General features: G+C 67.2%; 14 protein-coding genes. 7 read left to right on the forward strand and 7 right to left on the reverse strand.

Annotated elements, in window-relative coordinates:
- Position 1: 1 nt before the first annotated feature.
- Both xseA and ACSZL9_RS07405 read left to right on the forward strand, forming a co-directional pair.
- A complete protein-coding gene (xseA, locus tag ACSZL9_RS07400) occupies positions 2–1,231 on the forward strand; it encodes an exodeoxyribonuclease VII large subunit (RefSeq protein WP_446664820.1) in 1,230 nt (409 codons plus the stop codon).
- A 39-nt stretch (positions 1,232–1,270) separates the two neighbouring features.
- Positions 1,271–1,570, forward strand: a complete 300-nt coding sequence (locus ACSZL9_RS07405; RefSeq protein WP_446664821.1) for an exodeoxyribonuclease VII small subunit — start codon at positions 1,271–1,273, stop codon at positions 1,568–1,570.
- 37 nt (positions 1,571–1,607) lie between these two features.
- Here the strand turns inward: ACSZL9_RS07405 and ACSZL9_RS07410 are convergent, their stop codons facing one another.
- Positions 1,608–2,246, reverse strand: coding sequence for a DUF4245 domain-containing protein (locus ACSZL9_RS07410; protein ID WP_446664822.1), 639 nt, complete (start codon positions 2,244–2,246; stop codon positions 1,608–1,610).
- A gap of 132 nt (positions 2,247–2,378) precedes the next feature.
- On the opposite strand from ACSZL9_RS07410, the gene glpX reads away from it, so the two are divergent.
- Both glpX and ACSZL9_RS07420 read left to right on the forward strand, forming a co-directional pair.
- Positions 2,379–3,389, forward strand: a complete 1,011-nt coding sequence (glpX, locus tag ACSZL9_RS07415; protein ID WP_446664823.1) for a class II fructose-bisphosphatase — start codon at positions 2,379–2,381, stop codon at positions 3,387–3,389.
- Positions 3,390–3,392: 3 nt separating this feature from the next.
- Positions 3,393–4,325 (forward strand): carbohydrate kinase family protein, encoded by a 933-nt coding sequence (locus ACSZL9_RS07420; protein ID WP_446664824.1) that lies wholly within the window; start codon positions 3,393–3,395, stop codon positions 4,323–4,325.
- A 74-nt stretch (positions 4,326–4,399) separates the two neighbouring features.
- Here the strand turns inward: ACSZL9_RS07420 and ACSZL9_RS07425 are convergent, their stop codons facing one another.
- The 5 genes from ACSZL9_RS07425 to ACSZL9_RS07445 form a co-directional block, all read right to left on the reverse strand.
- The gene (locus ACSZL9_RS07425; protein ID WP_446664825.1) at positions 4,400–5,098 is read right to left on the reverse strand and encodes an SDR family oxidoreductase; all 699 of its coding nucleotides are present in this window, start codon (positions 5,096–5,098) and stop codon (positions 4,400–4,402) included.
- Between the two features lie 160 nt (positions 5,099–5,258).
- Positions 5,259–6,521, reverse strand: coding sequence for an ABC transporter ATP-binding protein (locus ACSZL9_RS07430; protein ID WP_446664826.1), 1,263 nt, complete (start codon positions 6,519–6,521; stop codon positions 5,259–5,261).
- A 22-nt stretch (positions 6,522–6,543) separates the two neighbouring features.
- Entirely contained in the window at positions 6,544–7,392 is an 849-nt protein-coding gene (locus ACSZL9_RS07435) for a carbohydrate ABC transporter permease (RefSeq protein ID WP_446665119.1), read from the reverse strand.
- A 15-nt stretch (positions 7,393–7,407) separates the two neighbouring features.
- Positions 7,408–8,364 carry a carbohydrate ABC transporter permease gene (locus ACSZL9_RS07440; protein ID WP_446664827.1) on the reverse strand — a complete coding sequence of 319 codons (957 nt, stop codon included), beginning with the start codon at positions 8,362–8,364 and terminating at the stop codon, positions 7,408–7,410.
- A complete protein-coding gene (locus ACSZL9_RS07445; RefSeq protein ID WP_446664828.1) occupies positions 8,361–9,671 on the reverse strand; it encodes an extracellular solute-binding protein in 1,311 nt (436 codons plus the stop codon). The genes ACSZL9_RS07440 and ACSZL9_RS07445 overlap by 4 nt, the downstream gene beginning before the upstream one ends.
- Positions 9,672–9,893: 222 nt before the next feature.
- Between ACSZL9_RS07445 and ACSZL9_RS07450 the strand changes: the two genes are divergently transcribed.
- The 3 genes from ACSZL9_RS07450 to ACSZL9_RS07460 all read left to right on the forward strand — a co-directional run bounded on the left by ACSZL9_RS07450 (position 9,894) and on the right by ACSZL9_RS07460 (position 13,083).
- Entirely contained in the window at positions 9,894–11,576 is a 1,683-nt protein-coding gene (locus tag ACSZL9_RS07450; RefSeq protein ID WP_446664829.1) for a fumarate hydratase, read from the forward strand.
- A gap of 66 nt (positions 11,577–11,642) precedes the next feature.
- Positions 11,643–12,263, forward strand: coding sequence for a carbonic anhydrase (locus tag ACSZL9_RS07455; RefSeq protein WP_446664830.1), 621 nt, complete (start codon positions 11,643–11,645; stop codon positions 12,261–12,263).
- A gap of 4 nt (positions 12,264–12,267) precedes the next feature.
- Entirely contained in the window at positions 12,268–13,083 is an 816-nt protein-coding gene (locus tag ACSZL9_RS07460; RefSeq protein ID WP_446664831.1) for an MOSC domain-containing protein, read from the forward strand.
- A gap of 97 nt (positions 13,084–13,180) precedes the next feature.
- Here ACSZL9_RS07460 and ACSZL9_RS07465 read toward each other — a convergent pair whose 3' ends face one another.
- Positions 13,181–13,606: an Ohr family peroxiredoxin gene (locus ACSZL9_RS07465; RefSeq protein ID WP_446664832.1), complete on the reverse strand. Its 426-nt coding sequence runs from the start codon at positions 13,604–13,606 to the stop codon at positions 13,181–13,183.
- Positions 13,607–13,647: the final 41 nt, after the last annotated feature.

Genomic DNA, 13,647 nt, shown 5'->3' on the forward strand with positions numbered 1-13,647 from the left:
GGTGAGCAATCCACTGCCGGAGAAGGCCGCAGACACCACCGCGGAGCAGCCGTGGCCGGTGCGCAAGCTGTCGGTGAAGATCAGCGACTACGTCGACAAGATGTCGGCCCTGTGGGTCGAAGGTCAGATCGTGCAGCTCAACCGGCGACCGGGCGCGCCCACGGCATACGTCACCCTGCGTGACCCCGAGGTCGACATGTCGCTGTCGGTCACCGTGCACGTCAACACGCTCGACGCCATGGGGCCCGGGCTGCAGCAGGGCGCGCGGGTGGTCGTGCAGGCCAAGCCGCGCTTCTGGACCAAGCGCGGCTCGCTGCATCTGGACGCACGGCAGATGCGCCCCGTGGGTGTCGGTGAGCTGCTCGCGCGCCTGGAGCACCTGAAACAGCTGCTGCGCAGCGAGGGGCTCTTCGACCCGGCGCGCAAGAAGCCGTTGCCCTTCCTGCCGCACACCGTCGGTCTCATCTGCGGGCGCGCCAGCGCCGCCGAGAAGGACGTGGTCGAGAACGCCCGACGCCGTTGGCCGGCAACGCAATTCGAGATCCGCCAGGTCGCGGTGCAGGGGCCGGGCACGGTCCCGGAGGTGTCCGCCGCGCTGCAGGAGCTGGACGCCATGCCGCACGTGCAGGTGATCGTCATCTCGCGCGGCGGCGGGGGTTTCGAGGACCTGCTGCACTTCAGCAACGAGTCACTGGTGCGAGCTGTTGCGGCGACCCGCACCCCGGTCGTCAGCGCGATCGGCCACGACGAGGACACGCCGCTGCTGGACTTCGTGGCCGATGTGCGGGCTTCGACACCGACCGACGCCGCCAAGCGGGTCGTGCCCGACCTGGCCGATGAGCTCGCGGGCCTGGCCCGAGCCCGCGCTGCCGGAGCCCAAGCATTGCGGCAGCGGCTGGCCGCCGAGCAACGGCATCTGGAGCAGCTGCGCAGCCGCCCGGTGCTGCTCGCGCCGGAGACGATGGTGACCACTCGCAGGGCCACCATCGAGGCGCTGCGTGACCGGGCCCGCGAGCAGCTGACGCACCGGTTGGACCGGGCACACGACCAGGTCGGTCACCTGCGCGGGCAGCTGCGCGCCCTCTCGCCGCTGCAGACACTTGAGCGGGGGTATGCCGTGGTGCGGCATACCGACGGACAGGTCGTCACCGACGTCGCGACCGTCGACGCGGACGAGATGCTGCGGGTCACCGTCGCGTCGGGCGACTTCGCTGTCCGGCCGGTCTCCTGACCGGCGGTCCGGTCACACCCGTGTCCTACAGTCCTGGGTATGCCGAAGAAGCCCACCGATACCCGCGACGACGTCGCTGCCGACTCGGACGATGACCTCCCCATGGACGACGGCACCGACACCAACGCCGACGTCGCCCAGCTCGGCTACGAGGCTGCGCGCGACGAGCTGGCCTCGATCGTGCGCCGGCTGGAGGGCGGCACCGAGACCCTTGAGGAGTCGATGCGCCTGTGGGAGCGCGGTGAAGCACTCGCCACGCACTGCGAGCAATGGCTCAACGGCGCCCAGCGCACGATCGACTCGATGACCGAGAAGGACATCCCCGCGACCGACGACTGACCTGCCACCGGTGCCGGTCCGGCCGGTGAGCTGCGGGTCAGGAGCGCGGTGCCGTGCCGGTCGGCTTCGCCAGCCGGCTCTTGCTCAACGGCCGCAGCGACGCCGCGAACTTCTGCAGCTGGGACCAGTCCCCCGTCCCCGAGACGACGGTGCTCAGTCCCGCGAGGTCCTTGGAGCGCACCAGGGCGCGCTCGCCACCGTCGGGCCGGGAGAGCTTCTTCCACTGCACGCCGTCCAACGTCACCGTGCCGGCTGCCTCGCTCTTGTCGGTTTGAGCCCGCACCCAGTCCGGTGAGCCGTTCTCGGTCTGCACGACGCGCGCGTAACTGCCGCCCGGGGCGTCATACCCCGCCTGCCAGGTGTCCGGCTGGTTGTCGGTCGAGACGAGGCTGACGTTGACCGGCTGCCAGCTCTTCGGCAGGCCGGCGGCGATCGCCGGGTCCCAGTGCTTGCTCAGCCCGACCTCGCGGGCGATGCCCGCCACGTCGACGACGGTGTGCTGGGTCTGGTCGGCGCGCGGCACCCAGGCCCACCAGGCGAGGACAGCAAGCACGACCAGCACCATGGAGATGATCATGCTCCGCGCCGAGCCCATCCCGCGCCGTCGAGGGGCGGCCTGCTCAGTGGGCGGCTGCTCATCAGCGGGCGCGGCGGAGGGAGATTGACTGTCGCTCACGGCCCCATGGTCCCAAACGGACGCGATGCCCTCGCGCACCGGGCGGCGGCATACGAAACGCGACGGCACCCGACGCCGGCGCGCCCGATAGAGTCGTCGCCGAAACCAGCCCGCGCGCTCCGAGGAGATCCCATGCCGCCCGATGCCATCATCCCGGAGACTCCGGACCGCAACCTCGCGCTGGAGCTCGTGCGCGTCACCGAAGCCGCGGCGATGGCGGGTGGCCGGTGGGTCGGCCGTGGTGACAAGAACGCCGCCGACGGCGCCGCTGTCGCCGCGATGCGACACCTGATCTCCTCGGTGTCGATGGCCGGCGTCGTGGTCATCGGCGAAGGCGAGAAGGACCAAGCGCCCATGCTGTTCAACGGCGAGCAGGTCGGTGACGGCACCGGCCCGCACGTCGACGTCGCCGTGGACCCGATCGACGGCACCACCTTGACCGCCAAAGGTATGACGAACGCCGTGTCCGTCATGGCGGTCAGCGAACGCGGCTCGATGTATGACCCCAGCGCCGTCTTCTACATGGACAAGCTGGCGACCGGCCCGGAGGCTGCCGACGACGTCGACATCCGCCTGCCCGTCGCCGAGAACATCCGCCGGGTGGCCAAGGCCAAGCACGGCTCCGTCTCCGACGTCACCGTGGTGATCCTCGACCGGCCGCGGCACCAGCAGCTGGCGCAGGAGATCCGGGATGCCGGAGCCCGCATCCGCTACATCGCCGACGGTGACGTCGCCGGCTCGATCATGGCCGCCCGCCCGGACACCGGCATCGACCTGTTGCTCGGTGTCGGCGGCACCCCCGAGGGCATCATCACCGCGTGCGCGATGAAGTGCACCGGCGGCGTGCTGCAGGGTCGGCTGTGGCCCAAGGACGACGACGAGCGCCAACGGGCGACCGACGCCGGTCACGATCTCGACGCCGTGCTGACGACCGACGACCTGGTCCAGAGCGACAACTGCTTCTTCGTCGCCACCGGCATCACCGACGGTGAGCTGCTGCGCGGCATCCGCTACCGCGGGGGCGGCTGCACCACCCACTCGCTGGTCATGCGCTCCAAGAGCGGCACCATCCGGTCGATCGACGCCGTGCACCCGGTGACCAAGCTGGAGCAACTCAACGCCGGACTGCAGCAGGAAGGCTGAGGTTTGCCGACCCACCCCACCCCCGACACGCTGGTCGTCGGCGAAGCCCTGATCGACATCGTCCGGCCGGCCGACGGCCCGGTCAGCGAGCACGTCGGGGGCAGTCCCCTCAACGTCGCCATCGGCCTCGCGCGACTGCAACATCGGGCGCGCCTGGCGGCATACATCGCGGATGATGCGCACGGCCGGTTGATCGTGCAGCAACTCGCCGCTGACGACGTGCCGCTCGTCGACGGAAGTCTGACGGCGCCGCGCACACCGACCGCGTTGGCCGACCTCGACGAGAACGGCTCTGCGACATATGAATTCGACCTGACGTGGGATGTCCCCTATGAGCTGCCCACGGACATCGGGCATTTCCACACCGGCTCGATCGCTGCCGCATTGCAGCCCGGTGCGACCAGGGTCGCCGATGCGATGCTGCTGGCTCGCAGGCACGCGACGGTGTCGTTCGACCCCAACCCGCGCCCGACGTTGATCGGCTCGGCACCCGACGTGCGGGCGCATCTGGAGCAGCTGATCGGCTACTCCGATGTCGTCAAGGCCAGTGACGAGGACATCGCCTGGTTGTATGGCGCGGACGTCGACCCGGCCGAGGTGCTTCGCCTCTGGGGTCGGCTCGGCGCGTCGTTGGTGGTCATGACGCGCGGCGGCGACGGTGCGCTGATGCACGTCTCATCGACCGGCGAGACCGAATCCGTAGCCGGCAGAAGTGTTTCCGTCGCCGACACAGTCGGTGCGGGCGACTCCTTCCAGTCCGGCCTGCTGTCCGGGCTGCTCGATGCCGGCCTGCTCGGCTCGGTCGAGGCCCGTGACCGACTGCGGGCCGCGCAGCTCGCCGACCTGCGGCCTGCGGTCGACCGGGCCATCGAGGCCTCGGCGATCACCGTCTCCCGCGCCGGTGCCAACCCGCCGACGCGTGACGAGTTGGGCTGAGCGCTCCGGCATACCCGCCCCAACCCTCGACCGTCGAAGGTTAAGTCACCCTGGGGGCGGGAGGCGCCGTCCGCTCAGCGCGGGCGGATCGACAGGTCCTCGACCGACGCCTCGGGCGGCGCGGTGAGCACGAAACGCACTGCGGATGCGACGGATTCGGGGCGAAGGTAGGCGCTCTCGTCATACTCCCCGTGCTCGAACTCGCGCAGTTCGCGCTGCATGTCGGTGGCAGTGCGCCCCGGGTAGACGGTCGACACACGCACGCCGCTGTCGCGCTCCTCCTGCCGGAGCCCGTCGGCGAACGCGCGCACTGCGAATTTGGACGCCGAGTAGAGGCTGCCGGACGCATTGGATCGCAGACCCGAGCCGGAGTTGACGACCACCACCGTGCCCCGCCCGGCCCGCAGCAGCGGCAACACCAGGCGGGTCAGGTCGGCCACCGCGACGACGTTGACCTCCAATGTATGGCGCCAAGCATCGCGACCGAGATCCGCGATCTCGCCGCTGCCCAGCACGCCCGCGGAGTGCACGACACCCGCCAACGCGGGCACGTCGTCAAGTGAATCAACCGCAGCGGCAACGGATCCCGCGTCGGTGAGGTCCGCGACGAACGGCAGCGCGTCCGGCAGTGCCCCGCACACACCCGCGACGGCAGCTTCGTCCCGCCCACCGATCAGCAGGCGATGGTCCTCGGCCAGCGCATCAGCAACAGCACGACCGATGCCGCGCGTGGCTCCGGTGATCAGTACGACAGGGCGTGTCCGAGCAGTCATGGATCAACCGTATGCGACCGCTCGACCGACCCATGGGCCCTCATCACCGAGCGGACACGAAACACACTGAGGGGACACGAAAATGGTGGCTGGGACGCCCCATTTTCGTGTCCCCTCGGTGCTTGTGTGTCCGCTCGGTTGTGGACCGGGCAGGACCGGGTCAGGCCGACTTCTTGGCCTGCTCCGCATCCCGCTTGCGGGCCCGCTCCAGCGCAGCCTTGCGCATCTTCTCCGAGTCCGCAGCGATCTCAGCGGCTTTCGCGTCATCGCGAGTCAGGTTGTCGCCGGTGTGCGGGTCGAAGACGTGCATGGACGCCGGGTTGAACGCCAGCTGCGCCTCGTCGCCCTCCAGGACCCGCGAGCGCGGGTCGAGGTTGACGATCATCTGCGTGCGCAGCCCCTCGCCGTCCAGGTCGCGGTCGAGCTCCTCGAGTTGCTCGCGCACGGCGCCGTCGGCCTCGTAGGGGACGTAGGCGTACTGCTCGTTGCCCAGCCACTCGGTCTGGTCGACGATCGCCGTGAACTTCACCGAGTGCTCCGGACCCGACTCGACCGTCGTGTCCTTCAGGTGCTCCGGCCGGAGGCCGACGATCACGACATCCTTGCCCTTGACCTTCTCGGCGAGTTCACCCTCGATCGGGACCTCCACGAACGGCAGCTGCAACGTGTTGCCCTCGACCTTCGCCGGCAGGAAGTTCATCGGCGGCGAGCCGATGAAGCCGGCGACGAAGAGATTGACCGGCTGTTCGTAGAGCTCCCGCGGCGACGCAACCTGTTGCAGCACACCGCGTTTGAGCACGCACACCCGGTCGCCCAGTGTCATCGCCTCGGTCTGGTCGTGCGTGACGTAGACCGTGGTGATGCCGAGCCGGCGCTGCATGCGCGCGATCTCCGTGCGCATCTGTCCGCGCAGCTTCGCGTCGAGGTTGGACAGCGGCTCGTCGAAGAGGAACGCGTCGGCGTCACGGACGATCGCGCGACCCATCGCCACCCGCTGCCGCTGGCCACCGGAAAGGTTGCCGGGCTTGCGCTCCAGGTGCTCGTCCAGCTCCAGCATCGCCGAGGCGTCGCGGACCTTCTTGTCGATCTCGTCGTTGCTGTGTTTGCCCTTGGCCAGCCGGAGCGGGAAGGCGATGTTCTCGAAGACGGTCAGGTGCGGGTAGAGCGCGTAGTTCTGGAAGACCATCGCCAGGTTGCGGTCGCGCGGCGCGAGGTCGTTGACCCGCTTGCCGTCGATCTCCAGGTCCCCTGAGGTGATGTCCTCCAGCCCGACGATCATCCGCAACAGCGTGGACTTGCCGCACCCGGACGGGCCGACGAGGATGACGAACTCGCCGTCCTTGATGTCCAGGTTGACGTCGTTGACGGCCGGGAAGCCGTCGCCGTACTTCTTGACAATGTGCTTGAGTTCGATGCTCGACATTGATCTCTCCTTTGCGAGGGCCTCAGCCCTTCACGGCTCCGGACGTGAGTCCGGCAACAATCCTCTTCTGGAAGACCAGGACGAGGATCACGACGGGAATGGTGACGACGACCGCTGCGGCGCAGATGGCTCCGGTCGGCTGGGTGAATTGGCTCGCGCCGGTGAAGAACGCCAACGCTGCAGGCACCGTCTGCGCGTGCTGCGCCGTCAGGTTGGAGCTGAAGACGAAGTCGTTCCAGGCGGTGAAGAAGGCGATGATCGCCGTAGTGAAGACACCCGGCGCCGCCAGCGGCGCGATGACCTTGATGAACGCCTGCCAGCTCGTGGCGCCGTCCACCTGGGCCGCCTGCTCCATCTCCCACGGGATCTGCTGGAAGAAGGCCGACAGTGTCCAGATCGACAACGGCAGCGTGAGCGACAGGTAGGGAATGATCAGCCCGGGGATCGTGTCGAAGAGCCCGATCTGCCGCCACAGGTTGAACAGCGGCGTGACCATCGCGATCACCGGGAAGAACGACACTGCGAGTGACACGGTCAGGATCATCTTCTTGCCGGGGAAATCCAGCCGGGAGATCGCGTAGGCACAGAACGTCGCCAGCACGACACTGATGACCGTCGCGACGAGGCAGACGATGATCGAGTGCCATAGGGCCGGGACGAACAGGTCGGACGCGCCACCGGAGAAGATCAGCTTGTAGTTGTCCCAGCTGATCTCCTTCGGCCAGAAGTTGCCGAGGATGTTCTTGCTCGAATCCGCCAGCGCTGCATCGGATTTCAGCGATGTGCCGAGGATCCACAGCAGGGGTATGACGGTCCAGATCATGATGACGATCGCGACGATGCCGAGACCGTTCTTGGACTTCGTGCTCATGGTGGTCTCCACGGCTCAGCTCCTTCCACTGGTCGTGAGATCGACCTTGAAGAGTTTGACGAAGATGAACGCGATGATCAGCACGATCACGAACAGGATGACCGCGAGCGCCGACCCCATGCCTATCTCGACCCGGCTGACGGTCTCGGTGCCGACCAGCATGGACAAGCTCATGGTCTTGTTCGCACCGCCGGTCATCACCTGCGGGTTGTCGTAGATGCGGACGGCGTCCAGGGTGCGGAAGAGCAGCGCGACCATCAGCGCGGCCTTCATGTTCGGCAGGATCACCTTGGAGAAGCGCTGCCACCAGGTGGCGCCGTCGACCTTGGCGGCCTCCTCCTGAGCCGAGTCGACCTGCGCGAGGCCGGCCAGCAACAGCAGCGACATGAACGGCGTGGTCTTCCAGATCTCCGACAGGCAGATGATCGTCAACGACCGCGACTGGGTGGAGAACCAGTTGAACTGCTCGTCCCACGCCCCGAACGTGAAGGTGTGCAGCCAGTGGTTGAAGAACCCGGTGTCGATCTGCGCGGCATACAGCCAGGAGAACGCCGAGACCACGGTGACGATCGCGTAGGGAATCAGCACCACGGTGCGCAACGTGCGCCGTGGCCAGACCACCTTGTGCATGACCATCGCGATGATCATGCCGAGCACGAGCTCGAAGACCAACGTGACGACCACGATGATGAAGGTCGTCCAGAATGCCTGCCAGAAAAGCGGATCCGACAACGCGGTCACGTAATTCTGCAGCCAGACCAACTTCTTGCCGGCCGGGTCGGTCAGCCGGTAGTTGAACAGGGACAGGTAGACCGCATATCCGATCGGGTAGAGCGTGACCAGCAGCATCACGATGAATGCCGGGCCGGCCAGCCGCCAGCCCAGGCGGCGTTCGCCCTTGGCCCGGTCGGACAGGTGTGCCTGCTCCTCGGTGGTGAGTTCGCTCTTGCCGGTTTCAGCCACGCTGGTCATAGCAGAGCCTTTCCGTTCAGAACATCGAGGATGAACGACTGCGCCTTCGCCGGCGTCTTCTGCGTGACCGAGCTCGGCGGGCTGAACTGCTGCTGGATCGCAGTCGAGATGTCACCCCAGTACGGCGACAGCGGCCGGGCTTCCGCAGCGTCGAGCGACGCGCGGATCTTGGCCGCAATGCCGTTCGGGAAGGCCTTCTTGACCTCGGCCGTCTCGTAGGAAGCCTTGCGACTGGCCGGGTTGCCCGCCTTGGCCATGTAGTCGGCCTGGTGCTTGGTGTTGGTGATGCACGCGGCCGCCTGGTAGGCGAGGTCGGTGTGCTGGCTGTCCTTGCCGACCGCCAGCTGGATGCCACCGTATGGCGGGCGGGCCTTCTTGCCGTCGACGGTCTGCGGATACATGGTGGCCGCGACGTCCGACTTGTCCTTGCCCGTGTAGGCGCCATACGTGTAGGGCCAGTTGACCAGGAAGCCGCCCTTCTTGCTGATGAAGAGGTTCAGCGACTCCGTCTCGGTCGAGCTGCCCATCGCCGGGCCGCCGACACCGGTGGTGGCGACCTTCTTGATGATGCGCGCCGCGTCCTTGCCTGCCGCAGAGTCGAGTCCGAGCTTGATGTTCTCGTAGGTCGCGTTGGGGTTCTTGACGATCTTGCCGCCCGCCCCGGCGACCAGCGCGTTGATCCAGACCGCGTAACCCTCATAGAGCTTGGCCTGCACACCGATCTCGGTCTTGCTGGTCTGCGCTGCCTTGATCAGCTGGTCCCAGGTGACCGGCTTGCTCATGTCGAGGCCGGCCTTCTTGGCGACCGACTTCTTGTACCAGAGCAGCTGGGTGTTGGACCAGAACGGCACCGACATCAGCTTGCCGTCGTAGGTCGACGCGTCGATCGCGGACTGGACCCGGTCCTCCTTGAACTCCTTGATCATGTCCTTGGGGACCGGCGCGAAGTAGCCGGCCGCCGCGAACTCGCTGACGAACGCCGGGTCGACACTCATCAGGTCCATGGTCTTGTCACCACCGGCGAGCCTGCGCAGCAACTGGATCCGCTGCTGGCTGGCGTCGTTCGGCAGCAACTGGACCTTGATGTCGTACTTCCCGCCGGACGCTTGCGAGCACTCCTTGGCCAGGGTCGCCTGGCCGCCCTTGCTCGCGTCGGCGTTGCCGATGTCGGGGTTGATGTACCAGGTCAGGTGTGCCGGACCGGATCCGCTGCTGCTGCTTCCGCCACAAGCAGCCAGCCCGGTCGTCGCCATCATCAGTGCTGCGGTGAGGGCTATGCCACGACGAGGTGGCCTCAGACGTTTCATATGCATCGCTCCGTCGGGGAAATCGGGCAGTTACATGTCTCTGGTGTCTACACCAGTTCCGACCGGTTGTCTCGGGTACAGGCCAGACATCTGACAACGATTCGGCTCACCGGTGCAGGTCGCTCGTCCAACTCGCTAGGTCCTTCGGCCGCGGCTCCGAGGGCGATCGCCCAGGTCTACCCTGAGTTGACCTCGTACCCCGCAAGGAGATTGCCAACAGTCATGGCCGAATTCGCCTACGAAGACCTGCTGCCGCTCGGAGACGACGCGACGACATACCGCAAGTTGTCCGACAGCGGTGTCCGGACGGTCGAGGGCCCCGGCGGGCGGACCTTCCTGGAGGTGGACCCCGCGGCGCTGCAGTTGCTGACGGACACCGCGATGCACGACATCGCGCACTACCTGCGCCCGGCGCACCTGGCGTTCCTGCGCAAGATCCTGGACGACGACCAGGCCAGCAACAACGACAAGTTCGTGGCGATGGACCTGCTGAAGAACGCCGGCATCGCCGCGGCCGGTGTGCTGCCGATGTGTCAGGACACCGGCACCGCGATCGTCATGGGCAAGAAGGGTTCTCAGGTGCTCGTCGGCGGCGACGCGCCCGACGAGGAGGCCATCGCACGTGGTGTGTATGACGCCTACACGCGACTCAACCTGCGCTACTCGCAGATGGCGCCGGTGACCATGTGGGAGGAGAAGAACACCGGCTCCAACCTGCCCGCGCAGATCGAGCTGTATGCCGACACGGCGGCCGGTCACGAAACGACCTACAAGTTCCTCTTCATGGCCAAGGGCGGCGGCTCGGCCAACAAGTCCTTCCTCTACCAGGAGACGAAGGCGATCCTGAACCCCGACTCGATGATGCGGTTCCTCGACGAGAAGCTGCGGACGCTCGGCACGTCGGCCTGTCCGCCATACCACCTGGCCATCGTGATCGGCGGCACGAGCGCCGAATTCGCCCTGAAGACAGCCAAATACGCCAGCGCGAAATATCTCGACTCGATGCCGACCTCCGGCGATGCCGCGACCGCGCACGGCTTCCGGGACGTCGAGCTGGAGGAGCAGGTGCTGGAGCTGACGCGCAACTTCGGCATCGGCGCGCAGTTCGGCGGGAAGTACTTCTGCCACGACGTGCGCGTGGTGCGCCTGCCCCGGCACGGCGCCTCGTTGCCGGTCGCGATCGCGGTCAGCTGCTCGGCCGATCGACAGTGCCTGGGCAAGATCACCTCCGAGGGTGTCTTCATCGAGCAGCTGGAGACCGACCCGGCACGCTTCCTGCCCGACACGACGCACGAGGACCTGGCCGAAGCCGGTGACGTCGTGCAGATCGACCTCAACCGGCCGATGGACGAGATCCGCGCCGAGCTGACCAAACACCCTGTCAAGACACGGCTTTCGCTCACCGGGCCGCTGGTCGTCGCCCGAGACATCGCGCACGCCAAGATCAAGGAGCGGCTCGACGCGGGCGAGGAGATGCCGCAATACCTCAAGGACCACGCGGTCTACTACGCCGGACCGGCCAAGACGCCGGACGGCTACGCATCCGGCTCGTTCGGTCCGACCACGGCCGGCCGGATGGACTCGTATGTCGAGCAGTTCCAGGCTGCCGGCGGCTCGATGGTGATGCTGGCCAAGGGCAACCGCAGTAAGCAGGTGACCGACGCCTGCAAGGCGCACGGCGGCTTCTACCTCGGCTCGATCGGCGGCCCGGCGGCGCGGCTGGCCAAGGACTGCATCAAGCAGGTCGACGTCCTCGAATACCCCGAGCTCGGCATGGAGGCGATCTGGAAGATCGAGGTCGAGGATTTCCCGGCATTCATCGTGGTCGACGACAAGGGCGAGGACTTCTTCGCTGCCACCGCCAAGCCGGCCGCTTTCACGATCACCACTCGACCGGGCCTTTAAACACCCGCGAAGTTCTTTCCCGCTGTTTCGCGGGCCCGTTCATCCAAGGAAGGCAAACCAGTGAGCGTGACTGAACGCGTATCCCCGCAACAGGCGTGGGACCAACTCGTCGAGGGCAACCGGCGGTTCTCGTCCGGGCACCCCGGACGAGCTCATCAGGACGCCGCCACGCTGGCGTCCCTCGTGTCGGGTCAGCAACCCAACGCGGTCATCTTCGGCTGCGGCGACAGCCGGGTGCCCTGCGAGACGCTCTTCGACCAGGGGTTCGGTGACGTCTTCGTCGTGCGCAGCGCCGGCGAAGTGCTCGACGAGGCCGTGCTCGGCTCGCTGGAGTTCGGCATCCACGTGCTGGACGTGCCGCTGCTCGTGGTGCTCGGTCACAGCTCGTGCGGAGCAGTTGGTGCAGCCCGGTCCGCTGTCGAAACCGGCCAGCTGCCACCGGGATTCGTGCGTTCGGTTGCCGAGAAGATCATCCCGACAGTGCTCGACTGCGCCAACCGAGGCATCACCGACTACCGCGAGGTCGTCGACGAGCACACCAAGGCCGTCCCCGCTCAGCTGCTCGTGCAGTCCGGGCTGATCCGCGAAGCGGTCGAGGCAGGTCGCACCGCCATCGTCAGCGCGACCTATCAGCTGGAGGACGGGATCGTCGCCCCGGTCAGCGTCGTCGGCGACGTCAGCATCTGAGCCGATGCAGGTCGTCTCGCTGCGCATTCACCCGGTGAAAAGCACTGCCATCACGCCGGTTTCGAGCGCGTATGTCGGCTTCGCCGGCTTGCGCGGCGATCGCGAGTGGATGGTCGTCGATGCCGACCGTGCGCTGGTCACCGCCCGGGAGGTGCCGGCGTTGTTCGGCATACATGCGCAACCGGGCGGCACCGCCGAGGCTCCGAGTGTCACCTTGTCCGCGGCCGGTTCGTCATACACCGCCCACGCTGCGGGTCCGGATCTCCCGGTGACGATGTTCACCCGACCGCCGATGACCGTGCGCGGCAGCGCACCGGGTGCGTCGGCATGGCTGGCGCGGGTGACCGGACGCACCGGCTTGGACCTCGTGTGGTGTGCCCACCCGCGGGCGCGCTCGCTCAACCCGAAATTCTCCAGGCCGACGGACTATGCGGCGCTGCAGGACAACTCGCCCGTCAGCATCGCGTCGATGGCGTCGCTGCGTCGCCTCAACGAGTGGATCGCGGAGGCCGGCGGTGACCCGGTCGAGATCGACCGCTTCCGACCCAACGTCGTGATCGACGGCGACGAGCCGTTCGCCGAGGACACGTGGACGACGGTGCAGATCGGCCCGGTGCGGCTGCGCGCCGCCCACCCCATCGACCGATGCGTGATGACACTGATCGACCCCGCGTCGGCCGATCTGCGCAAGGGCAAGGAGCCGATCCGCACGCTGAGCAAGCACCGCAAGTGGGACGGCAAGACGTGGTTCTGCCACCACCTGATCCCCGACGGCGAGGGCGAGATCCGCATCGGCGATTCGGTGGTCGCCCAATCCTGATCGAGCGGCATACCCATGCATGGAGAGGCGGACCGAATCACGTGGATTCGGTGCGCCTCTCGTTGCGAAGGTACGCCGCTCGATCGGTGGCGGAGCCTCAGGCAGGCTCGCCCTTGACGGTGACCTCGATGTTGCCGCGGGTCGCCTTGGAGTAGGGGCAGAAGTCGTGAGCCTTGTCGGCCAGCTCCTGCGCCTTGGCTGCATCGACACCCGGGATCTTCGCGGTCAGCGCGACCGCGATGCCGAAGCCCGTGTCGGTCTTGCCGAACGTCACGTCGGCCGTGACCGTCGACTCGCTGGTGTCGAGTCCGTCGTTGGCAGCCATCGCGTTGAGCGCACCGCCGAAGCACGCGGAATAGCCCGCGGCAAAAAGGGTCTCGGGGTTGGCCTTCGGGTTGGCCGCGCTGCCCGGCTTGCCGAGCGGCAGGTCGACGACACCGTCAGCACTCTTGACCGCGCCGTCGCGGCCGCCCTTGGCGGTCGCAGCCGTCGTGTAGATAACCTCAGTGACTTTCTCGGACATCTCATCGCCTTTCGGAGGAAGTGATCACACCGACGACCACG

This window comes from Flexivirga sp. B27, from assembly GCF_052905685.1.